The organism is Algoriphagus marincola DSM 16067, assembly GCF_000429405.1.
Lineage (GTDB): Bacteria > Bacteroidota > Bacteroidia > Cytophagales > Cyclobacteriaceae > Algoriphagus > Algoriphagus marincola.
On record NZ_KE386901.1, the window covers coordinates 35641 to 57587 of the forward strand.

Annotated in this window: 23 protein-coding genes; 1 reads left to right on the forward strand and 22 read right to left on the reverse strand. The window is 40.4% G+C overall.

All coding sequences use genetic code 11. The features are described 5' to 3' along the window. Positions 1 to 2: 2 nt before the first annotated feature. The 12 genes from G457_RS0120610 to G457_RS22465 are packed head-to-tail and all read right to left on the reverse strand — an operon-like array spanning position 3 to position 11940. Complete coding sequence (locus G457_RS0120610) at positions 3 to 758, reverse strand: hypothetical protein (protein ID WP_035484522.1); 756 nt, start codon at positions 756 to 758, stop codon at positions 3 to 5. Positions 759 to 765: 7 nt separating this feature from the next. Beyond that, the gene (locus tag G457_RS0120615) at positions 766 to 4395 is read right to left on the reverse strand and encodes a hypothetical protein (protein WP_026948138.1); all 3630 of its coding nucleotides are present in this window, start codon (positions 4393 to 4395) and stop codon (positions 766 to 768) included. Continuing rightward, complete coding sequence (locus G457_RS0120620; RefSeq protein WP_026948139.1) at positions 4396 to 4809, reverse strand: GPW/gp25 family protein; 414 nt, start codon at positions 4807 to 4809, stop codon at positions 4396 to 4398. A 1-nt stretch (position 4810) separates the two neighbouring features. Beyond that, entirely contained in the window at positions 4811 to 5110 is a 300-nt protein-coding gene (locus tag G457_RS0120625; RefSeq protein ID WP_026948140.1) for a PAAR domain-containing protein, read from the reverse strand. Between the two features lie 25 nt (positions 5111 to 5135). Further along, the gene (vgrG, locus tag G457_RS0120630) at positions 5136 to 6935 is read right to left on the reverse strand and encodes a type VI secretion system tip protein VgrG (RefSeq protein WP_026948141.1); all 1800 of its coding nucleotides are present in this window, start codon (positions 6933 to 6935) and stop codon (positions 5136 to 5138) included. A 3-nt stretch (positions 6936 to 6938) separates the two neighbouring features. Beyond that, positions 6939 to 7601, reverse strand: coding sequence for a CIS tube protein (locus tag G457_RS0120635; protein ID WP_026948142.1), 663 nt, complete (start codon positions 7599 to 7601; stop codon positions 6939 to 6941). A gap of 1 nt (position 7602) precedes the next feature. Then, entirely contained in the window at positions 7603 to 7788 is a 186-nt protein-coding gene (locus tag G457_RS0120640; protein WP_026948143.1) for a hypothetical protein, read from the reverse strand. Between the two features lies 1 nt (position 7789). Beyond that, positions 7790 to 8248 carry a phage tail protein gene (locus G457_RS0120645; RefSeq protein WP_026948144.1) on the reverse strand — a complete coding sequence of 153 codons (459 nt, stop codon included), beginning with the start codon at positions 8246 to 8248 and terminating at the stop codon, positions 7790 to 7792. Positions 8249 to 8253: 5 nt separating this feature from the next. After that, entirely contained in the window at positions 8254 to 8706 is a 453-nt protein-coding gene (locus G457_RS0120650; protein WP_026948145.1) for a phage tail protein, read from the reverse strand. Between the two features lie 42 nt (positions 8707 to 8748). Next, positions 8749 to 10338 (reverse strand): phage tail sheath family protein, encoded by a 1590-nt coding sequence (locus tag G457_RS0120655; protein WP_026948146.1) that lies wholly within the window; start codon positions 10336 to 10338, stop codon positions 8749 to 8751. Positions 10339 to 10369: 31 nt separating this feature from the next. Beyond that, positions 10370 to 11362 (reverse strand): hypothetical protein, encoded by a 993-nt coding sequence (locus G457_RS0120660; RefSeq protein ID WP_026948147.1) that lies wholly within the window; start codon positions 11360 to 11362, stop codon positions 10370 to 10372. A gap of 8 nt (positions 11363 to 11370) precedes the next feature. Next, a complete protein-coding gene (locus G457_RS22465) occupies positions 11371 to 11940 on the reverse strand; it encodes a DUF4255 domain-containing protein (protein WP_026948148.1) in 570 nt (189 codons plus the stop codon). 176 nt (positions 11941 to 12116) lie between these two features. Here G457_RS22465 and G457_RS0120670 point away from each other — a divergent pair, with 176 nt between their 5' ends. Then, entirely contained in the window at positions 12117 to 12461 is a 345-nt protein-coding gene (locus G457_RS0120670; RefSeq protein ID WP_134201092.1) for a hypothetical protein, read from the forward strand. A gap of 42 nt (positions 12462 to 12503) precedes the next feature. Here the strand turns inward: G457_RS0120670 and G457_RS0120675 are convergent, their stop codons facing one another. The 10 genes from G457_RS0120675 to G457_RS0120735 all read right to left on the reverse strand — a co-directional run bounded on the left by G457_RS0120675 (position 12504) and on the right by G457_RS0120735 (position 21661). Continuing rightward, entirely contained in the window at positions 12504 to 13859 is a 1356-nt protein-coding gene (locus G457_RS0120675; protein WP_026948150.1) for an ATP-binding protein, read from the reverse strand. Positions 13860 to 13909: 50 nt separating this feature from the next. Further along, complete coding sequence (locus tag G457_RS0120680) at positions 13910 to 14572, reverse strand: EndoU domain-containing protein (RefSeq protein ID WP_026948151.1); 663 nt, start codon at positions 14570 to 14572, stop codon at positions 13910 to 13912. Positions 14573 to 14964: 392 nt separating this feature from the next. Then, the gene (locus G457_RS0120690) at positions 14965 to 15204 is read right to left on the reverse strand and encodes a hypothetical protein (protein ID WP_155847213.1); all 240 of its coding nucleotides are present in this window, start codon (positions 15202 to 15204) and stop codon (positions 14965 to 14967) included. Positions 15205 to 15267: 63 nt separating this feature from the next. Further along, positions 15268 to 15843 carry a hypothetical protein gene (locus G457_RS0120695; protein ID WP_026948153.1) on the reverse strand — a complete coding sequence of 192 codons (576 nt, stop codon included), beginning with the start codon at positions 15841 to 15843 and terminating at the stop codon, positions 15268 to 15270. Further along, a complete protein-coding gene (locus tag G457_RS0120700) occupies positions 15840 to 16313 on the reverse strand; it encodes a hypothetical protein (protein WP_026948154.1) in 474 nt (157 codons plus the stop codon). Before G457_RS0120700 ends, G457_RS0120695 begins: the two co-directional genes overlap by 4 nt. 12 nt (positions 16314 to 16325) lie before the next feature. Then, positions 16326 to 16646, reverse strand: coding sequence for a hypothetical protein (locus G457_RS0120705; RefSeq protein ID WP_211230248.1), 321 nt, complete (start codon positions 16644 to 16646; stop codon positions 16326 to 16328). 520 nt (positions 16647 to 17166) lie between these two features. After that, positions 17167 to 17619, reverse strand: coding sequence for a hypothetical protein (locus G457_RS0120715; protein WP_026948156.1), 453 nt, complete (start codon positions 17617 to 17619; stop codon positions 17167 to 17169). Further along, positions 17616 to 19277 carry an RHS repeat domain-containing protein gene (locus G457_RS22470; protein ID WP_081701495.1) on the reverse strand — a complete coding sequence of 554 codons (1662 nt, stop codon included), beginning with the start codon at positions 19275 to 19277 and terminating at the stop codon, positions 17616 to 17618. Before G457_RS22470 ends, G457_RS0120715 begins: the two co-directional genes overlap by 4 nt. A gap of 325 nt (positions 19278 to 19602) precedes the next feature. Further along, on the reverse strand, positions 19603 to 20286 hold the full coding sequence (locus G457_RS0120730; RefSeq protein ID WP_155847215.1) for a hypothetical protein: 684 nt from the start codon (positions 20284 to 20286) through the stop codon (positions 19603 to 19605). Positions 20287 to 20293: 7 nt separating this feature from the next. Then, positions 20294 to 21661: an RHS repeat domain-containing protein gene (locus tag G457_RS0120735; RefSeq protein WP_026948160.1), complete on the reverse strand. Its 1368-nt coding sequence runs from the start codon at positions 21659 to 21661 to the stop codon at positions 20294 to 20296. Between the last annotated feature and the right edge of the window lie 286 nt (positions 21662 to 21947).

A 21947-nucleotide genomic window follows, 5' to 3' on the forward strand; every position in this document is an offset into this window, starting at 1 on the left:
AATCAGTCTTGACTTAAAAAATCATCATCCCAAAGTTTAGCAATCCGATAGGTGATTTTGGAATCTCCTCCATAATTACTTCCGGTACGAATCTGTAATGAATAATCGAAGGTATCCCCCCGCCATCTGCATTGAATTTTGTTCCACCAGAACCCATAGTAGGCACAGGTTTTGGAAATTTTAGGCTTGGAGTTACCGAAGGTACTGAGAGCTGTGGCATGAAGAAGAGCATACTTACCTTTCTGTTTTCTTCCGGCATGAGCTACGATTTCGAATCCCTGACAGCCAGTAAGCTTCGTGAGCACATTATGCCATTTTCCATCAGCAGGAATTTGTCCTTGACGGTAAGTCCCTACCCTTCCTTCCGAAGCAATCAGACCGGCCACGTCCAACTTTTGGCTTGGATCATCTTTCCCGATCCCAACATTTCCCCCTTTTTGAAAAAAGATGGTGGGGTAGTCCTTTCCTCTTTCTTTCAGAATAATTCCCTTCGTATCCCCCTTTTCATTAACCAAGACATAGCTGGCCTTCTTCTCCTTCAGCGAATCATAAAAACTCAGTAGGACCTCCTCATCTCCCGATGGAAATATCATCAAGCCTTCCTCTTCACTTTTATTGATCCCGTCATCCGCCTTATTGAACATGGAATCAATCAAAATGGCAAAGTGCTTTTCAGTAGGCAGCATGCCACTTCGAAAATATTTCTTCAATTGCTCCCGGTCGTTAATTACTACACTGCTTTCAGATATACTTGCCATGTAAGCCTTATGATTTATTGGGTTTGACGGAATGAATAATAAAATCAGAATCTATAGAAAGATCTCCGATACTGGCTAGGTCTGGATCTCTCAAAGACAAATCATTTATGATTTCCAGCTGATGTGAAGGGGCTGAGGTAAGGATAGCATAGGGGCTGATTGTTCTCAATCGCTCAATTTTTCTGTTCTCTGCCGTATCAATGATTTTGTATTTTCCCTGAACCTCCACAATCTGGAGTACAGAAAAGCCCGTAATAGAATCCACGTAAGCCCGAGATTCCATGAAATTTTGTATTTCTGCTTTATAGATGGCCCTTATAAATCCTTTCTCCTTTTGAAAATCTCCTGGATTAGGAGACAGGAACTCAATAAGCTCCTTTTCCAGCTTATCACGGTAGTAGCCTGCCTGATTGACTTTCCGGAATTGTACAGCTGCACGAATTTTAAGCTTTTCAAATATCGGGTTAGAAACTTCCAGCTTGGAAAAAGGAGAAATGAATTTTTGCAGGAAGGACTTTATTTCCTGTAAAAGTTCAAAAGGAGCACGAAAACCCTCTTCTCTACTTTGGGATAACAGGGGTGTATGTGGAATTACGACCACTTGAATATTACTATTCTTGACCAATTGAAGGGGATAATCACTTCGTCCATAAGCCATCACCCGACCGATTTGGGGAAAATGCTCCAGAACCAAGCGTTCAATATCCCAAGTACTTATGCCTCTGCCACGATGGCGAGTCTGCTCACTTATCCGAACCCTATCCTGTTCTTGAGTCTTTTTTAGACCTGGCACCTTCAAATGGAAAGGTCCTAATACTGCATCTATTTCAGTACTTGCATGGGCTGTCAATTGATGTGGTTGATGAATCTCCTCAAAGCTCAGTTCGATGTCCTCTTCCCCTTTTTTCTCAACCAACAAAACCGCATTGAGAAACAATGCCATCAATCTGCTATTGATGTCCCTAGTTCCGACATTACTGACTCGTAACCATACTTTTCCAGAGGACAATCGGGTATTACAATCATCAAGTTTAGCAGGGAGTTTGATCTTGACTATTCCAGATTGAAGCATCCCACTGGTTGTATCTTCAAGGACCAAATTTCCCAAAGGATGCCATTGGTTTTTTTCCAATATTTCCCAGCGGATAGCAGGTGCTTTTGTAATCGTGTGAATGAAATGTGCAGGATGAAGTTTAAAGCCCAGATTGATTATTTGATTGCCAACCAGGTCCGTCAGCCCAATAAGTAGATTCCCCCGACCGCTTATAGACGGTAATAATTTAGAACTGGATGTTCGAGAAGCTGGAAACACCTGAGTATATCCAAAAGGAAAAATATGATGAAACCGTATACTTTCCCTTTCTCCATCATTTTTCCGTAGAAAGTTCTCTTTGGTGTAATTGCAATAAGTAACTTCTATCTTTTCAAGAAGAGGGGTGTAGGCAGGCTTTGGTAATTCTTTTTGTCTTTTAGGAAATCGGCTGTTGTAAAAAGAAAGATCTGAGAAAACCCTTGTATATTCTTCATGACCAAATACAAAGGGTTTTGGTGCTGCAATACGAATGGTTAGGTAAGGAGAAGTAGGTGTTTTTTCCGTCCTTTCTGGCATGGAAAGCACTGATAAATCCAATAGATCAAGATTAAGTGTCAAGCCTTTTCTATTGGATAAGTATTGGCCATCAGATTTTTCGACCTCATCAAAGAATGAAAATTCCTGAGTTTTTTCAGGGTCTTGTTTACTATCAGAAGAAAAATTCGAGACCAAGCCAACCTTACCTTGGAAGCTTTTATTGTGAACAGTCTCGGGATAGGCCTTATAATAATCAACAAATCCATTTCGCTCTTCGGGAAGACCTAGCCATGTGAAATCCAAAGAAAATCGAGATAGGTATCTGTTTATTACTACGGGGTTGTATAATCTTAAGTAGGAGTCTTTGGTAGGTAATGCTCCAAACGGAAGAAAAGGCGCAGATGAATCAAGCTTTCCATTTTGGTTATAAAACTGAAACCCATCAGTCACTCCCTTGGTGAGTGTGTGGATTTCCATAGAGACAATTTCAAAAAGGCTTAAAGCCTTATATGGGGGATAATGAGCTGTATTATTGATCAAGAATTTCAGCGAAGGCCAAAGGCTTTCTGCCTGATCCCCATGAATGCCCACAGTAAAAGGAACAGGATGCTCTTTTGGTCCTTCCGGTTCTAGTTTGAATACTAGCTGTTTCTCAAAAAAATCGAACTCTACATGGAGAAAGTCAAGCTGAGTCCAGCCGGATTGAGTGGTTAGAAAAACTGTAAAAGCTTCATTTAATAGACTGTGTGTAAAGCTTTTTTCTTCCTCTTCTTCGTGGGGATGGTATTTGGATGTAGTCCGTTCTTTGGCATAGAGTAAATCGGAAATAAATTTTTTGAACTGACTACTGGAATTGGCTGATAATTCAACGGATATTTTAAACAAATGAACACCAGACTCCACTAGTAAAACCGGAGAAGAAATAACGAAACCCAACTGGCTACTGGTATTGGCTCTTTCTTGGCTGCTCTTTTGGCTTAGATCTTCACCTAAACTATATGGAAAGTCATCAGACCTAGTTCCCTTTAGACTTATTTCCTGCTTGCCCTCACCCTGAAAAAGCAGCTTGTCAAAAATGGTATTAAGAGAAAAATCCCCCACCTTATCTCCTGCTGAGAATGGGTAATAGTCACTTTTATACAAAGTCCGAAGTTCAGCAATCTTTCCCTTGCCTAATTCACTTGCATAAGGGTTTTGCATCAAAACAGTCTTCTTATCAGGAAAGCTTAAGCTAAAGCTCGAATTTTCAGGTAAAAGACTTACACCGGACTTTGGCACTAAACCTGCTAAGACTTCTATTGGAAGGGGATGTTTAGGGAATTGATTCAGCAAACGCTGATAATAAAAGTCCAAATGCCTTTCAGTCAACGTATTCAAATCCCTTTGAACCTCCTGAAACAACCTGAGCCCTGCAATCAAAAGCCCTAAATGAGGCTGTAACTTTCCATTCGGATTTTTCACCAGCTCTTCAAACCGAATTGCCGCAAACTCCGTGATATACATCAGGTTTTTATAGGCAAGTTTGAAGTTTTCCTTGATGCTATTTTCTTTAGCTTTTTTGGAATAATTTAATGGTATTCCAGCTGCCTGAAAATCCGCACTCGAATATGTTTTTTGGGCCCCAACGGATTCAGCAATTACCGGCTCCAAAAATTGGATTCCATTTCGGATCTCCTTGACTATTGGGCCTGAATAATGACAATCATCGAATAGCCTTTCCCAGTAAAAAAGCTTTTCAATCATTGCTAAGAGATTGGAAGCCATTCGGCTTTTTAAGTTAGCAGGTGGCTCACCAAACCCACCCCACTGAACTTCCAAATCTTCCTGAGTAGCTTTGTAGCCCTCGAGTTGGGTAGCGGCAATTAAGCCTACAATAAAAATGGGTTCATGTAGTAAAAATGGCCTCCAATTTCCGACTGGTTTTTTTTCTAAATTATAGTAGGCTACCGATTCGGAATATTCAAGTGTAAACTGAACCAATTCCAACAAAGAACGCTCATCAGGAACCACAAAATGTGGATCCAACTCGGGGAGCATTCTTCCAGACTGATTGATTCCGTTTTTCATTTACAAATTGGTTCCTTCCTTGAAATAATATGGGTAAACCATATTGGTCCTGGAATTGGTGATGATTACCGTGTAATCGATATATATTAGTAGCACCCCTTCGGCTAACTTCTCTTTTCCAAACTTGATCTCTTTTACTTTTATGCGGGGCTCATAATACAAGAGCGAGTCACTAATTGTGTCCCGTAGCAAGGTTAAGTAGGTAGGATCATCCGTTTCAAAAACAAAAGAGAGAAGGTCACAGCCAAACTTAGGGTCCATGACCCGCTCGGTGGGAATGGTCCCTAGAATTATACGAATGCTTTGCTGGATGTCTTCCTCTGCAGAGACCATGGCTACCCACTTGGAATCCATCTCGAAAGCGGGTGGAAAAGCCCAGCCATTTCCTAAAAAGCTTTTATTAGAATCCTCCATCTTATCCTCCGATCATTACTGTGGGACATCCCAAAACAATAGAGCCTCCATGAGCGGTGGTATCCCCCATCCTGGCTGCTGGCATCCCGCCTATCATCACCGTCGCCGACCCCTTCACGATACTATCTGGCGGACCTACACAAACACACATATCCCCTACTACGGCGGCAGGCAGCTTTCCTATTAAAACAGTTGGAATTCCAGGACCAACCACCGGTCCTCCCACATGAGGAATCGGCGGAACACCGGGGGTTTGCATGGGGCAAGTGTGCATATCAGTTAATCGCGCTGCTAGTGGCATATTTCTCGTCTCATTTAGTTAATCATTAATTTATCATAACCATGGCTCCTTTAACCGTGGTAGTACCAGAAGCAGAAAACTCAGCAGAAGCATTTCCCGCAGCTTTCATTGACACATCAGCTTCCAAATCCACATTCATTCCTTTTCCCTTCAAATCCCCCGCTGATGCCTCTAAATTGACCCCAGATACTGCTTTTATATCAATCTTACCCTGGGCATCCAATACGATATCTTTGGGACTGCTTAGTTTTATCCCCGAACTATCCAATACACATTCATTGGAATTACAGTCCTTGATGGAGATACTCTTTTCCTTATCATCCAAAATGACCGTGTTTTCAGCAGGAGTTTTGATTGTTAATATTTTGTCCTCGTCATTAAATAAGAGTTGAATTCCAGATTTGGAATAAATCGCTTTTTGAGTATTGTTTTCATCCGTTTCGATCACGGGCTTTCTGCTGGAGCTGTACAGGCTTCCAATAATCACCGGAAATCGGGGATCTCCATTTAAGAAAGTTAAGAGGACTTCGTCTCCGACTTCAGGAAAGAAAAAAAAACCTGCTTTATCTGAAGCATAGTTGAATGCCAGTCTTGCCCAAAGCATATTCGAGTTGGAATCATCCTGAAAAGTGGCTAATTCAACCTGAACCCGATATTCATTATCAGGGTCTTCCGTGATTTTTTTCACCGTGCCTAAATGAGTCCCTTTTATTCCAGGCAATATCCCCAAGGCATCTTCTTCCTGCACATCCGGAAGAGAAGCATGCCAACGGGGATTTGCCCCGACAAAAACTTTGGTTTTCCAATCTCCTTCAGAACAATCCTGCTCTATTTTGGAGATAAATGCCTTTCCATTGAAGCGGGAATTAAAGTTTTTAAGGTCAACCAGATCACCGGGCTTGAGCTTATTGGTTCCCAGAATAGTTATCTTTCCCTGTACCTTGGAAAGAGAAGCTTTGCTTATCCAACCTTTCGAAAAAGTAGTAAGCTCATCGGTACTCAAAGGGGCAGAAGTAAATTTTTTAATCCCAGGATTGGATAAATTTCCTGCTAGTGCTTGAGCTGTCAAATTGCTGAGTTCTAAAGAATCACTCATAGAGGTAGTGACAGATGTAGCTTGTTGATTTTTAGGATCCCAACTAGACATGGTAATATCCGGGAAAGTATTTTCTCCACTTAGTTCCAAATCAGCATCAAGCACAACCATATCAGCCTGAATAGCAAAATCAGCAGATCCTGAAAAATCGAATTCTTTTACTGAAACTTTATCCTGATCCGTCAAAACAAAAAAATTATTGGCCTCTGCACGCATGACCAGATAGTCCCAATCTGTAGAATTGAATTGAAACAAGGGAGGGGGATACTGCTGAGCAGATGCCAGATCTGGGGTCAGCCCGGCATTGGAAATAAGTTGCGAAAACAAATCATCGTCTTTTGCTGTATCCATCACCTGATTCGCTCGTGACTTGGTCAACTTAAATGCCTTATTTTTGCAGGTAACAGATAAAAATGAGGTTTCTCTTCTAACCACTAGACGTTGACCGGTAATGATTCCTTTGAAAGAAAGACTTCTTTCATCCCCATATCCCAGATCAATTTCTATAGCTTTACCGGGTACAAAGTTTTCTGATTCACTGTTGGTAAAAGGCTCATTTTCTAACCCAAAAACCCCGCCATCGGAAATCTTCAAAGTTGCCTGGGCAATACGGTTTATCTCCCAAACCACAGAAATACCAATGATTTCTACCGTGGCAGGAAGAGAAGTTCCATCGATTTTTATTTCAATAGAAACAGGTAAATCATTTTCTGTCAAAAGTTCTGACATAAATTAAACTAAAGGTGGAAAAACAAGCTGATCCCCTGGTCGTATATCCCGGATATTATCCAGCGAATTGAACTCGGCAACTTGTAAATAATAGGATGGGTCGCCATAAATTTTGAAACACATGCCTGGTAAGGTATCACCAGCTTTAATCACTCGGATATGAGTCAGGTCAGAGGAATTCCTAGCCTCTTGGGCAGCTTTCTTTTTGACAGGTACCGAACCGATAAAAGTAGCTTTGATCTCAGCTCGTAAGGGAGTCCCATTCAGATCCATCATGGAATACAGGATATCCCATTCTTTTAATCTACCTTCAAACAGAGATTGGGTACCCCAAAGAATTTTGACATAGTTAGGTTCGTGAATATCTCCGTTGTAAGTATATATCAGTTCTTTTAACTCATCAATCTGATCATCCACCGGATCTGTAGACATGACGCCTGTACTGTCAAAGAAGAAATCCATACTGAATTGCTTCGTACCGGCTCCCCGAAATTTGACCGTTTCAGCCGAAACACCACTTGGAGATGAATTGGTACTGTACCTATATTCCGATTTATCATGATACTGGTCAGGATTTACCAGCACATCATATTCGCCTACCCTCTCCGAAAAATCAGGCTTCTTGTAGGCCACCACTTTCATTTTGGTAAGTTTCCCTGAGTCCATATCAACGAGTAGCGCTATAATCCATCACCTGAGAAAATTTCTCTTCCATTTCCCTTTCCACATCTCTCTTAGCCTGATTAATCAGTTCCCTTACTTCCTCCAGAGAAAGTTCTCTTTTCCGCTCATAAGAATTGGAATCAGAGACTACTTCTCCCCTGATCACCAGTTGCCTGATAATTAAAGTCATGTTAGCTGTCCTTTTTAAAGTGTTTATACTTCAAGGTCAAGGTTTCCAGTGCTAATTCATTTTTTGTGCTACTCAGCGCTGACAATTCCCAGGAAAGGGGAATAGCGCGATAAACAGACCAGGAAGCCAACGGGGTACCGTCTGCACCCAGTAAGATCACCTGAAGATCCAAGGGTTTGAATTTAAAATACTCCAATGCATCCCTGCACCAGTCATCCAAACTGGAATTCTGAACCAAACAACGTTTGAGTACTAAATCTGAATATTGAGGAGGGGAAGGAATATAATGCATATAGCTATTATCTCCCCCCTCCTTTTTTTCTGTAACCTTGACGGTAACCTTCAGCCCGGATACCTCCTGAAAGCTACTGTCCATCTCTGGAAAATCCGGAAATTTCACCTGGAAATAGAATGCAGTAGGCGGAGAATATCCCTGCTGAAAGAAACTGTTTTCACCCATGGATTTTAGCCGTTGGCGATGGTCAATCCTTCATGTGAAATCACAATGGACTCCACTGCTACTTCATTCGCATCGGATTTCATATCAGTCGATGTGATCTTGGTAGGCCATGCATTGTTCAGTGTCCAAGTCATTGTAGGGGATCCTGACTCATCAAGGAGTTTGATCACCACATTTTGTCGTTCAATGGTGTTCATCTTGATTTTATTGTACCAGTCCCAGAAGGCATTGTCATTGACAAATACGCCCTTTTTCATGGTCACCTGATTGTTTTTTACAATACCCGGCATATTTATCGTCGAAAAAACCGGACTGTTACCGTGACGGTATTCAATGGGTTGTGCTTCGATTTCAAGGCCACTGACCTCCTGAAAAGGAATATCGGTGGTACTGCCCCAGTCTACTGAAAAATAAAACTTGGGTAATGGCCAATTGCTGTCTTGTGCTTCTCCTGCCATAATTTTATAGTGTTTATTGGTTGTTTATTTTAAGTGATTGAATTAAGATTTTTGCATTTGTTGCTCGAAAGTAACAACGATGAATTCAGCAGGTCTTACGATTGCTAATTTCACGGTAATCAACATCTTGCCTTCCAGAATATCCAAGGCGGTCATGGTAGAACCAAGCCCTATCTGTACATCAAAGGCATCTTCAGGACTCGCGCCAGCTAAAGCTCCCTGCTTCCACTTTTCTACCAAGAAATTAGAAATCAAGCTTTTGACTGTAACCCAAGTATTCGCATCATTCGGTTCAAAAACATAGGCGCGCAAGGCCAATTTGATGGATTGCTCCAGCATGATCATCGTTCTCCGTACATTGATATATCTCCAGTCCAAGCTGTTCCCGTCCAGGGTTCTACCACCCCAAACCAAAGTTCCCACTCCCGGGAAGGTTCTGATAGCATTCACGGATTTTCCTGAAAGGGCATTCACATTGAGATCCTCTTGTTGATCATGTGTAATATTCACGGCAGGTTTGACGACAGAATTCAGCCCTACATTGGCTGGCGATTTCCATACTCCTCTACTATTATCCACCATCGTGTAAATCCCTGCCATAGCCGGAGCTGCAGGCAATAGATTCATGATCGCTCGAATCTCATCCAAAAGTGCAGAGTAAGTGGGGCTTGTTGCCAATAGTCCCAAATGATGGTTACTCTCTTTGTTTTTGATGAATCCTGGAAGTACAGATTCTACATCCTCATCCGAAATATCCGGACGATCAGCTTTTAAGCGCTCCTTAAATTCATCTTCTGACTTAGGAAATGCCTCTATCAGACTTTTCGCTCTTGCCTCAGGAAGGATCTCCCCAAGGGCTACAGAAGCATCAAAGTTTTTGAAAGTGATTTCGCCTTTCTGAACTACATTGGTTTCCAACCAAGGATAATAAGCAGCTGCATAACTGAGATACTCTGTTCCTATTTTCTCTCGGAAGACCTTAATATTATCATCTTCCCCATCTTCCCGACTGTTGTATCCATCATAGATATCTAGTATAGCTACCCGGTTTTGCATTTTGGCACAATGAGCCAGCATTTGCTTATACACCTCATAAGACTCTTCCCCCAAAGCAACTGCATCAGGAATCACCACCATAGTTGGCTCTAATTCCTTGACTAGCTTTAATAGACCACCTTCAACTGCTTTTCCATTAGCATCGGTACCGGTGCCAAGCAAATCATCCTTTTTGATCTCAATTCCATCCTTACCTGCATAAGTACCTACTGACACGATGTAGCATGTACCTCCTCCATTGGAGAAGAACAAACGAATACTATTAAATAGATAAACCAAATGATTATCCTTGTATTTAATGGTCTTGTCGCCACTTGGAAGAGAAACAAGGTTTCTATCTCCATCCTGTGGGTCCGAAAGCGTAAAACTCGGACTAAATGCTCCGCCAAATAATTCGAGGTAATCCGCAAAAGAGGTAATCCTCGTAGGCTTGTTTACCAGGGATTTTCCATTTTTCGAAGCCCTCTCTGTATACCCGATAAATGCAGGAATAGCAGTAGCCACTTCGACAACCGAGCCCGGGAATGCATTTTTTTCTTCAATGTAAACTCCGGGAGTCATGAGGTTTTGTGCCATAATTATTGTGTTTGTTAGTGTAAGAAATTGATTAAATAAAAATGTGTGAAACTATAGTATCGTCATTTGGGGCCTTTCTATGCAAAACCTCAGGACTAGCTTTTGGCAATTGTTTGATGACTACTTTTAAAGCCTGACCACCGTTGACCCGCTCTACCAATTGGAACTTGGGCAAAACACTTTCCAGTAAAGGAAGAGGAGTCTCAGTCTCAAAGCTTTTTACTTTTCTGTCAACTTGAATTTCAAACTCGGATTCAATGAATTGAAAGTTTGAATTTTGGGTATCAATAACTGATAGCTGATTAAAATTATCGTAGACTTTATCGGAAAGTATGTATCGCCAAATCGTCTTTTTGGCTTTAAAATGTATGGAATAATTGAATGGTCTATCGCTTGAAATATAATTCTGATAAAGCTGACCACAATCTATACTTAAGATCCCGAATGGATTCCTGTTCATAGAAGGGGCTGGTTTGTAAAAAAGCTGCTTTTCACCTTGTTCTTCTTTCAGATAGAAAAGATCGGCTTGTCCAGAGAGAAAAAACCTGTTGAAGTTATTTATATCAATCTCTTCATTTTCAAAATCAAAAAGCCTAACCTTTCCTTGCTGAATCCGACTTGGTAAATCTCTTAAAAGCTTTCTTGAAATTACCTCGACAGCATCCGTACTAGAAACAAAGTCACCTCCATGTAAGGAAGTCTTACCGTCTAGTCGAGAACCGATTGAAAAATGAAAAACCCGTAAATCAGGTCTAAATTCTTCCCCGAATTCTGTAAAATTATAAAAGAAAGGACTGCTAGGAATTACCTCAATGATTAGCTTCTCCTCTTCATTTTTCAGGAAATCAGGCTCGGCACTTAAAATATGTATCCCCCCGGGAAATGACTTGAAGACCAGCCTTAAGTTTTTCGCCAGATTGATCCTATCTGACCTCAATGAAAAAGACAGTCCGTCAAATGGACCTTCTCCTCTATATTCATGGAAGGAATTGATCGTGGCAATATGAAAAAATTGTTGATTCATTCAGGATTTTAATTTTCAGCCCCGGTTGAAGAAATTGCCGGAGTGACACCTTTGATCGGCGTATCATCAAATACAACCAAGCCAACTTTGTAAATGACAGAGGGTAATAATTTGGTGCCTATCGCAGACCAAACCTGACTGATATTATCATAATTAAGATTGCAGAGCTCAAAGGTTATTTTTTCCACCTTTTTCGACATTCCCTGAATACTTGCGGGATTCATCACCTTTTGATGCTGAAAAAAACTAAGGATTTGAGATATATAGTTCAAACCCTCTAAGTAATTCTTGCTTTTAAAATTGGCACAAAAAACCAAGTGAAGGTTGATGAACAAAGGAGAGGATTTGTCAAAAAAACCGGACCCACCGCCTGATTGTCTTGGAGATTTATTCCGAAGCGTTGTTTCTTCTTCCACCGATAACAGAAAACAAACGATGCGATCCTCTAACTCCGCTGGAATAGTTCCTGAATTATCCAACAAAGAAGAAACCATGACTTTATTATCTGTGAAGCCATATTGATTTTTAAAATTCTGATTTAAAAGTTCTCTGACATGAGCCAGTAATGCATCAATCATTTCAACTTAAAGATTAAATGGGGTAGAAAAAATCAAAACCAAAAAAGATGGGATTGAAAATTCTTCTCAAAGTTTTTTTAATTTAGAAAAAATATTAATAAATCAAGCTACCCCAAATAAAATAATAATTTTACTTCTAATAACAGTTGTTTATTTGGACTCAAATCATGCATAATATGTATACAATACTGTTCTTCATACTTAGTATTACCCCTTTTGTATTGTTTTTTATCCTCAAAAATATTTTCAATAAAAAGGAAACTTTTCTGCAAAAACACATAGAACAGCTTGATTTTGAGAAGGAAGTGATCAAAAGTGATTTAAAAAAACATCAAGACAAAAATCTATTACTTGAAAAAGAACTGGTCAAAAACAATAAGCACATCATTGGATTACAAAGTGAGCTGGACAGATCCAAAACCGAAAACGAGGCTCTTCGCAAATTGATCACTGAACTTCAAAAAAACAAAAAGACAAAAAATGATGATATCACCATTGAATATTTGGTGAAAAATCAGTGATCCAAAGGCATTTGAGGCTCCTCTGTAGATTGATCTGATTACTCAGCCAACGATACTTTTTCCCTCCTTAATCCGCTCCAAGCGTAATCCCTGAATAATATCTTTTTGCCGGATAGTTTTCTCATTCCTTTCCAAAGCCTTTAACAGGCAAAAATGAAGTACATTCACAATGGCAGCAGCGCTCAATTCCTCTTTTTCAGCCAAGTCACGAAGATCAATAGCATCATCGTATGCAAACTCGCCATGAAGTGCATTTTCCCATAATTGGAGCCGCTGGTAGTAGTCCGGCAATTCAAAATCGACGACAAGCTGAAACCTTCTGAAAAAAGCCTCATCAATATTGTTCTTATAATTAGAACAAAGAATTACCAATCCATTAAAATCCTCCACACGCTGTAATAGATAAGAAACCTCCTGATTGGCATAGCGGTCGTGAGAATCAGCAGTTTGGCTCCGCTTGCCAAAAAGCGCATCAGCCTCGTCAAAAAACAAGATCCATTTCTTATTCTCCGCCAAGTCAAATACCCGTGATAAATTTTTTTCTGTCTCGCCGATGTATTTGGACACAACCAGGGATAAGTCAATTCTATACACATCCAGATCAAGCGTCTTGCCTAGAAGGGTTGCTGTCAAAGTTTTTCCTGTTCCCGGAGGTCCGGTAAATAAAGCCCGGAATCCTGGCTTGATCCTCCTCCCAAATTGAAAGTCCTGTTTCAGTTTCTTTCCATAAATCAACCAATTTTGGATTTCCTTTATGCCTTGATGAACCTCCTCCCCTACTACTAAATCCGACCACTCCTGATCCGTTTGAATTCGTTTAGCAGGAAAGCTCCCGTCAAAATCAGGCTTATAATTCTCCCCTGTAGTCAGCAGGCTTAAATATTCTTTTGAAATCTTCAATACGCCACTTAGAAAGGGCTCATCGGTTGATTGATGTTCCAATGAAAGAATCCCTTCCCTACTAAAGTAATGGTCAGATTCAAAGAGCCGTATCAGCTCAAATCGTTTTTCCAGATTCGATCCAGCCAATAAAAATACCGCAGTCTCACCGGTAGGCAAGAAGCCCCGGTGCTTCTCCCCTTTGATACCCCCAAATTCAGTAAAAGGCATATCATAGGTCTGATTCTTAATATGCAGAATATCCAATAAATGAGGCTTAACATGAGGCATTAAAGCCAAGAGCAAGACTAAACGCTCCTCCAAGCCCATTTGATGACGCTGGATTAGTTGGGCATAATCCGAAGAAGAATCCGAAAAATCCGGTAATTGAATTTTCTCAATAGCTGCTTCTGTTTGACTCTGTTCGAAGGTGATCTTACCTCGTAGAATAAGCAGCTCCTGGAACCATTGCATTTCTTGCTCCAGGCATTCGGCATTAGAAAAATTTGCTCCCGGCATTTAATTGGAATTATTTAAAGATTAGTAAAAATTTTAAGAACAAGGGCATATCATACCTCCGGATAAGCAGTGTCATCAGCAAAATGAATTTTACTTCCGATCAATTGCGGAGGAACTCCAGGCTTCAACGATCCTTTTGAAACAACTTCTTTGTTTTGCTGTGTATGAGCTGAGGCTACCGTGGCTATTACCTGGTCTTGGGTCAATCCATCCGGGAAAAATGTAGATAACTTTGTTTTGCTGTGATCACTTTTCAGGCGAACCTGTTGGTTATAGACCCCTTTAGGTCCCACACTCTTATTCATTACACCAAAAGCCTCATGCGTTGGTGAATTTCCCGCTTTAGAATGATAACCGTTCGGATTCCCATTGTTTTTTAATCCTCCATTGAAAATATGATCTGCCCAAGTGTTTCTGGTATGGCTGATAGCCGCATCCCAGTTATCCTGAGCAATACTAAGTTGAGCCAAAGAACTATCGACCCCTCCCCCACTTTGTGTCTTAGAATACTTATTTACCGATTCCTGGTAAGCCCGCAACTGTAAAGCCTGTGGACCGCTGACAGCCATTCTTTGAAAAGTTTGCTGGCCAAAAGTCTCAAAACGATTATCCGAAAACTTAAACACCGAATCAGCACTTTTTTCCTGTCCTGATGACTTTAAACTTCCTACTTGGCTCTCTTTTTTCTGCGTTTTGTCAGCATGCGTATTCATAGATATGTTTTTGAGGATTGAAAAAAGCCGTAACAGTTCTTTTGAATATAATGAAAATAAAAACAAGTAACCTGCACAACAAAGCCTGATCGAGATTGGGCAATCAGAGAATTTGAAAAGCTTTCAGGGCATATTATTCACTTTCACAACCTAAATGATCAGACAAATGATAATAAGCTAAAGCCCACTCATCCAGGCCTATTAATGTCTCTTAAGTTATTCATTGGAATTGAAGTTAGCAAGCAGCATTGCATAATTTCCTTAGTAAAAAGCAACTGCCATCAAAGAACCTTCGATCAGGGAGCTGATCCCAAGACAATAAAAATTTACCAGAAGAAGTTTTTCCAAACATCGGATCATTTACTGCCATGAAGTCTCTAAGCTCAATTTCCTTAAAAAATTAATCGAAAAGATCTTCTTTTGAGTAGGAAAAACCGGTAATTAATCCCTCTAGGTGTAGTCGAAACACCGTGGTGACAGTGTGAAGTTTTCCTACCTTGCTCCTGGTTACTATCCGGGTGTTGCACTCCTGACATCACCAAGGCAATCACATTTGCCTGTGCAAATTCATTGGGGGAAGCAGCCAGATTTTGTCCGTATTCCCCAAGTATACGGATGATTTTCTGATTCAAGCTCGGTTTTGCTTGGTTCGGACTTTTTTGCGTAATGCTATAAATCTGCAAGCTAGTTGAAAATCAGGGAAGTTTATTGTAGTTTTTAAGTTCAAGCTCTCCGTAAATATGTATTAAAATTGGGACTCGATAAATAACTTTACTAGAAAATTCACTCTTCGGTACAGAATTAAGATATTCATTAAAGAGGTCTTCTCCCATTGAAAACCTATCTTTAAATTTACCTAATAATTGAGCTACATTACATACAAGGTATTTGTTTTTTGACTCAATTGGAAACTTATTCACGGCTTCATTAAAAATGAACCAGCTTCTAGTTTGATTTACTGGGAAACTTAATGTTAAATAAGTGCTGCTTTTATCATATAATCCCTTTAAGCTTAATAAAGAATCTCCCAAAACATATTCTAAATAAAACTCTTTATAGCTTTCTTTTGAATTGGATTTCAGATATCCTTCTTCAATTAAAAAATATTCGAAATAAGAGGCAATATCAATTAAACTAACTTCATCCTCCTCTTCATAATGGATAACATATTCATCCATTGATTTAAATACAAACTCTTCCTGTTTTGTCATTTCGTTTTCTTGAGTACAGGCAACACATACAAAGAAAATATAAATCGAAATCTTTTTCATTTTCCTAAAATCCAATTTCTCATGAAATCTTGATTATTGCTAAAATTTAGATACAATCCACCAGTTCCTCCCCAACGAATAAACCAATTACCATTTGGTTGAACGCCATCTTGGTAATTAGAATGTGCAAAAGACAAACCTCTTCTAGGGCCATAGATTGGTATTTGATACATCATTTTGATAAGTTTATCTCCTATTTTATAAGAAGCATAAGAATCCCCTCTTGGACCAAGAAAGGAGTTTATGGCATGCTGATTGGATCTTGATTCTAAATGTGTCCCTCCTATTCCTAAGCATTCAGTACTCAAGCATTCAAATAATTTATTTAAATCTATTTCAGTCTCTTTAGTCATATGATACTTAATCCCCTTTAATAAATGCACAGCAATCTCATTTCTATCTGTTACATTTCTTAGATTTAGAATTCCAGGATGATTAATGCCTTCGAAACCAAAAAATCCTCCTCCCATTTCCCCAAATCCTCATGCGCCAAATAAATTGGGCGTTCCTTCAAAATGGCTTCTACCAGTTACTCTCCCTGTTTCCTTGACATAACTTTCAGTATAGCCCCCAAACACAGATCCTTTTTCTCCCCACTGAAATGTCACTACGTCGGTAATGACTGTACTAGATTCATATGATCCCGAAAAGGATATCGACCCTGTTGAATTTCTGGAATCTTGTGTCGAATATCCATCCGAATACTCAAACATCCCCTTGGGATCAGTGTATTTCATCGCATTGTTAAAGCCATAGCGATACGGCGTCCAGTCAGGCGCTAGTTCCGCCAGCGGATCCACCACAAACCATCTTCCAATTGCAGGATTCCCGATACGCTTCGCTATCGGGACAGGCTATACATCCTCGCCCCGTAATCATACCAGTTCACTCCCGAGTGGCCGTTTGCCTCCCGCCCTGCATGCCGGCCCTTCGCTAGATTAGCCCACTGGGCTAATCCTTAACGCTCACTCCTCATTGTATAAATACGGATTTATTCCCGCGCTTCAAACTGGCCCCTCGCTAAATCAGTCCACAGGACTTATTCTTTACGCTCGGTCCTCACCATACTGATAGCCTAATCCAGATAATTCAACTCCTCAAGGATTATAATGCGTTTGCTACACGATAAGCGGACCGGTGCTTTGAATACGCAATTGATCAAACCTGCCTTTGCCGGCAGACAGGCCAGACGTTTTCGGAAGTTTCATTGACCAAAAAGGTTTCGATATAGCAATCTTTCTTTACGGCAATCTTCTCAACGAGTTCTGGATACTTGTTTCGGGATTTATTTATCATTTTCAAATTAAATGAATGGTTTCGATTTTACTTTTCGCTAACCGGAATTCTATGTTTTTTCAAAAAATCTAAAATTATTGAAAGATTCTCTTTGTTATCTAATATTCGTAATTTTATTATTTTTCCTCCTACCGAAATTTTAAGCAAATCAACGGTTTTCAAAGCATAATGAATACAAAAGTAACTTAATCCTCCTATAGAAATACATGCAATTACACTATAACCTAAAATATTGTAAAATCTAACTGTTCCTTCAGCTTCAGAAAAACCAGTGATTATATAATATAGAATAAAAAATAACAAGATTTGCAATAATAACCCCATTAACAATACAACTATCCAATTCTTAGTAGCCCTACCATTAGAAATAACTACTTTTTCGACATCTCTAAATGAAATAAATCTATATGTAAATTTATTTCGCGTTAAATGAATGCCTTTATTGGAAAACTTAAATGTTCTCTCATTTAATTCGTTCATGACTTAATGATTGGCTTGTTCAATGACGGAGAACCTTCTAAGGGTATTCCAGGTCCAAAATACGGTTGACTAGGAGTAGTTCCATATGGCTTTACAGGAACAAAAAGCCACAGTATGTTGTCTAAGTGATTTGATAAATGCTCACGTATATAGATACCTAACTTTGATTTTCCCAATTCAGTTCTTTCAAACAGTTTCCCACCTGGTAGATAATCAAACATATTAATTCCATCCCTTCCATTCCAATCCTTATCAACCCAAAATAGCCTTCCTCTTTTATCTGACATTTGATACCAGGTCTCATCATTCTTTGTTTCTGAAACTCCTGTGTATCCATATCCGCGCCCATTCTTTCTGACTACTTCATTTGGCGACTTTTTAGGATCAGATTGGGTATCTCGGTTAGTTTTACTTTGATCACCACTATTGACCGATACTATCGAATTCGATGAAGTTTTCTGCTCTTCTGATTTTTCCTTTTTATCTGAAAGGTAATCACCATCCTCAGTATGACTCCATACATTGCCGACTTCAATATCCTCTCCGTACCCTCCCTTCACATACTCAAACATCCCCGTCGGATCGGCGTATTTCATCGGGTTGTTAAAGCCATAGCGATACGGCGTCCAGTCAGGCGCTAGTTCCGCCAGCGGATCCAACACAAACCACCTCCCGATGGCTGGATCGTAAAGCCTCGCTCCATAATCGTACAGATTCACTCCCAAGTGGCCGTTTGCCTCCTTGCCATTATAAAGATAAGGATTCACCTTGATTCCGCCATATTGGTAACCAAGTCCAGAAAGCTCCACTCCCCATGGGTCGTAGTGCGTTTCTTGCACGATGAGAGGACCGGTGCTTTGGATGCGGAATTGATCGAACCACACATTCTCACTGGTTTCGTTGACAAGAAATGTTTCAATATATCCGTCTTTGGGAATTGCAATTTTCTTTATCAATTCTTCATGCTTATTCCTTGCCTTCTTACTCAGCACGACTTTACCCTGTTCATACAAGTTGCTATCCGCATCATACAAGGCATAACCCATATAGGCCTCTGGTGCCGGTTTCTGTTGCACTTCTGACAATACCAAGGCAATCACATTTGCCAGTGCAAATTCATTAGGGGAAGCAGCCAGATTTTGTCCGTATTCACCAAGTGTACGGATGATTTTCTGATCCAGTCCTGTTCGTGCAAAAGTCGCAGGACTAAGCCGAATCTTCTTGGGATCGACGTATTTCCCAAATACCCCAAGCTCCACACTGTCACCTTCCTGGACTTCCTGTGATCTGGAAGGGCCTAAGATCCTTCCTCTATCCGCATTTAGCCAGGCGGTGGCATAGCCTCCCGGGGTCTTGTTATGCTCCCCGGCTCCCTGTCTGGTTTCTTTGATATTTTGGAACAGTTCTTCTTCTTCGGCTGCCTTCTCCGGCTCCATGGTAGCGATTCTCATCGCCGAAACAGGTGCTCGGACTACTTGCCGCACATTGCCTAAATGATCCTTGATAAAGAATTCGTATTGGAAAGCTCCACTCTCAAAAGCTGCCCGCCCTTCCTCGTGCAGGATATAGCTCATCGCACTCCCTTCCAAGACAAACTCGCCGATATAGTTCAGTGTCGTGACCGTACTGCCATCCCGGTTGATTTGCTGTACCTTCATCCCCTCCGCATTGTACTGGTATTCGATCCTGCGGTTGCTTCCCGTAAAGGTGATGACCTTGGGAAGGTTCAGGTGGTTGTAGGTGAATTTTTTATTAGTATTCTTGTTTAGAATGACCCTGTAGAAGCTCCATATCTAGGGATGAATGAGATTCTGGGATTACAGTTCGCTAGAGACACTTGGGTCGAATTGCAAATTCCACACAGCGAGGGGGGGGGACTTACTTTAATTCCTCCATATTGATACACTTGACCAGTTTACTCAACCACTGTTGCACTTTAAGGATTTCAATCTAGTAAAAGCTTGTTCATTTTTTCAAACTAATCTATGGGAGATAGTATTTCAAATCTGATATTTTGTAAGGAACTAGTGTAATTCCAGTTGTATCATTTGAAATTACCTTTGCTGTCGATACCCAAATAGTATCTTTTCTATTGTTCAAATACAAATTTGCAATTGGTTCGTAAAATGAAATAATAGTAGTATCATTCTCCTTTTGCAAAACTTCAAAGTATCCATTTTCTAAAAACTTAACTATTTGTTCAGATGGAACAATAAGCTCGTAACCATTTCGAATGCTATCAGCATTTGAAATTAAACTGGACTGAACCTCTATTGCCTTGCCGCCAGATGGGAAGGCTTCTAAAAAATTACCCGTTCCGTCATCGAAGATAAAATAATTCCATTCATAATTCATAGTAACTTGAGGCTCCAAATAACATAAAAAACTTCTCCACCACGATTTTTCTTTACATGAATAAAAATTCTTATAAACTCTGATATAAATTTTAGACGTGTCACCCCATTCAAGATTTTTGAACCAAACAAACTCAGAGTGATCGTCTGTCTCCCTAATCAATGGACCACTTAATTGGTTTATTAAAGGTTGAGGAACTATTGCAACTAACTCTTCCTTGGCAATTGAACTCATTTTATGAGTACTTCTTGGCCATAAGAAATATACTATAAATGAGAGTGAAATAATAAATAGTATTGTCTTTGATTTCATTTCCTTTTCACTTTGATATTGTAACAGTGCCCCGATAATAAATAGGAAATGGAGTTCCTCCTGTATATATAGGTGTATTCGGACCAATAAAACTAGTACCATAGATTAGCCCGCCAAGCAAAGTTGCTGGATTTCTAATCCAGTTTATAGGACTGCTCCAAGATTGCATCTCAAAATTAAACATTCCGGCTGGCTGACCTTTCAGCTCTGGAAAGTCGACACCAGAGTTTAGAGCAATTTTGGCTTGATTAGTACCATCAAGTAATTGAAGAGTAATAGTACCGTGAACTAAAGCATCGTTAGCATTTGAAAAATGTTTGGTGTCGAGCCGTATTGTAGCTAATCCCCGCTCATTGAAATCTGCCATAGAGACACCACTCAGATCCAGAGCTCCTAAATCAACCTCCAACGGATTTCCACCACCAAACATATACCAGACCCTAGCTTGATAGAAGGTAAGGTTTCTCCCTTCCCCATTTGATTGCCTTTTTTCCTCCTGAATAAAAGGCTGATTATCCACTACAGCCCGAGCACCACTTTCCTGAGACTCTGCTATCACCGTTGTAGATGCACTGCTACCCTTATCGGTATCACTTTTATTACCTTGATAAACTCCACTATAGCTTATCGAGCCCGTAGAATTTCTGGAATCCTGAGTTGAATATCCATCAGAATACTCAAACATCCCTGTAGGATCAGTGTATTTCATTGGGTTGTTAAATCCATAGCGATATGGGGTCCAGTCAGGCGCTAGTTCCGCCAACGGATCCACCACAAACCACCGACCGATCGCCGGGTCGTACATCCTAGCACCATAGTCAAATAAGTTCACTCCCAAGTGGCCGTTTGCCTCTTTTCCGTTATAAAGATAGGGGTTTACTTTAATTCCTCCATACTGATACCCCAATCCTGACAATTCCACACCCCAAGGATTCCCGATATCGCTTCGCTCATCGGGGCAGGCTCCATGCGTCTCCTGCACGATCAACGGACCGGTACTCATGATCCGGAACTGGTCAAACCAGACGTTTTCACTCGTCTCATTTACGAGGAAGGTTTCGATGTATCCATCCTTTTTGATGGCCAGCTTTTGGATCAGTTCCTCGTGCTTGTTCCTTGCCTTCTTGGAAAGAACAACCTTACCTAGTTCATATAAAACGGAATCCGAGTCATACAAAGCATAACCCATATACGCCTCAGGAGCTGGCTTTTGCTGAAGTTCGGTAATCACTAAAGCAATTACGTTTGATATTGCGATTTCATTGGGGGAAGCAGCCAGATTTTGTCCGTATTCACCAAGTGTACGGATGATTTTCTGATCCAGTCCTGTTCGTGCAAAAGACGCTGGACTGAGCCGGATCTTCTTGGGATCCACGTATTTTCCAAATACCCCAAGCTCAATACTGTCTCCTGTACTTCCTGAGATCGGGAAGGGCCTAGTATCCTTCCTCTATCCGCATTTAGCCAGGCGGTTGGCTAAAGTCTTCGTAGTCATAAATCAAGATCATGAATGTGATAAAAATTATATCCATCCTCTTTCTTAAACCAAAATACCACCTTGAGTTCAAAAAATGAATGCCAAAACCAAAAACAAACTCTAGATTTTATTATTACCTACAATAAAAATCAAGGACAGTCATGCCTCCTAAAAAAGCCCTACA

What these genes read in the sequence shown, in the direction of transcription:
- G457_RS0120610 (WP_035484522.1), bottom strand. Translation starts at nt 758, where the DNA reads ATGGCAAGTATATCTGAAAGCAGTGTAGTAATTAACGACCGGGAGCAA.
- G457_RS0120615 (WP_026948138.1), bottom strand. Translation starts at nt 4,395, where the DNA reads ATGAAAAACGGAATCAATCAGTCTGGAAGAATGCTCCCCGAGTTGGAT.
- G457_RS0120620 (WP_026948139.1), bottom strand. Translation starts at nt 4,809, where the DNA reads ATGGAGGATTCTAATAAAAGCTTTTTAGGAAATGGCTGGGCTTTTCCA.
- G457_RS0120625 (WP_026948140.1), bottom strand. Translation starts at nt 5,110, where the DNA reads ATGCCACTAGCAGCGCGATTAACTGATATGCACACTTGCCCCATGCAA.
- vgrG (WP_026948141.1), bottom strand. Translation starts at nt 6,935, where the DNA reads ATGTCAGAACTTTTGACAGAAAATGATTTACCTGTTTCTATTGAAATA.
- G457_RS0120635 (WP_026948142.1), bottom strand. Translation starts at nt 7,601, where the DNA reads ATGGACTCAGGGAAACTTACCAAAATGAAAGTGGTGGCCTACAAGAAG.
- G457_RS0120640 (WP_026948143.1), bottom strand. Translation starts at nt 7,788, where the DNA reads ATGACTTTAATTATCAGGCAACTGGTGATCAGGGGAGAAGTAGTCTCT.
- G457_RS0120645 (WP_026948144.1), bottom strand. Translation starts at nt 8,248, where the DNA reads ATGGGTGAAAACAGTTTCTTTCAGCAGGGATATTCTCCGCCTACTGCA.
- G457_RS0120650 (WP_026948145.1), bottom strand. Translation starts at nt 8,706, where the DNA reads ATGGCAGGAGAAGCACAAGACAGCAATTGGCCATTACCCAAGTTTTAT.
- G457_RS0120655 (WP_026948146.1), bottom strand. Translation starts at nt 10,338, where the DNA reads ATGGCACAAAACCTCATGACTCCCGGAGTTTACATTGAAGAAAAAAAT.
- G457_RS0120660 (WP_026948147.1), bottom strand. Translation starts at nt 11,362, where the DNA reads ATGAATCAACAATTTTTTCATATTGCCACGATCAATTCCTTCCATGAA.
- G457_RS22465 (WP_026948148.1), bottom strand. Translation starts at nt 11,940, where the DNA reads ATGATTGATGCATTACTGGCTCATGTCAGAGAACTTTTAAATCAGAAT.
- G457_RS0120670 (WP_134201092.1), top strand. Translation starts at nt 12,117, where the DNA reads ATGTATACAATACTGTTCTTCATACTTAGTATTACCCCTTTTGTATTG.
- G457_RS0120675 (WP_026948150.1), bottom strand. Translation starts at nt 13,859, where the DNA reads ATGCCGGGAGCAAATTTTTCTAATGCCGAATGCCTGGAGCAAGAAATG.
- G457_RS0120680 (WP_026948151.1), bottom strand. Translation starts at nt 14,572, where the DNA reads ATGAATACGCATGCTGACAAAACGCAGAAAAAAGAGAGCCAAGTAGGA.
- G457_RS0120695 (WP_026948153.1), bottom strand. Translation starts at nt 15,843, where the DNA reads ATGAAAAAGATTTCGATTTATATTTTCTTTGTATGTGTTGCCTGTACT.
- G457_RS0120700 (WP_026948154.1), bottom strand. Translation starts at nt 16,313, where the DNA reads ATGGGAGGAGGATTTTTTGGTTTCGAAGGCATTAATCATCCTGGAATT.
- G457_RS0120715 (WP_026948156.1), bottom strand. Translation starts at nt 17,619, where the DNA reads ATGAACGAATTAAATGAGAGAACATTTAAGTTTTCCAATAAAGGCATT.
- G457_RS22470 (WP_081701495.1), bottom strand. Translation starts at nt 19,277, where the DNA reads ATGAAGGTACAGCAAATCAACCGGGATGGCAGTACGGTCACGACACTG.
- G457_RS0120730 (WP_155847215.1), bottom strand. Translation starts at nt 20,286, where the DNA reads ATGAAATCAAAGACAATACTATTTATTATTTCACTCTCATTTATAGTA.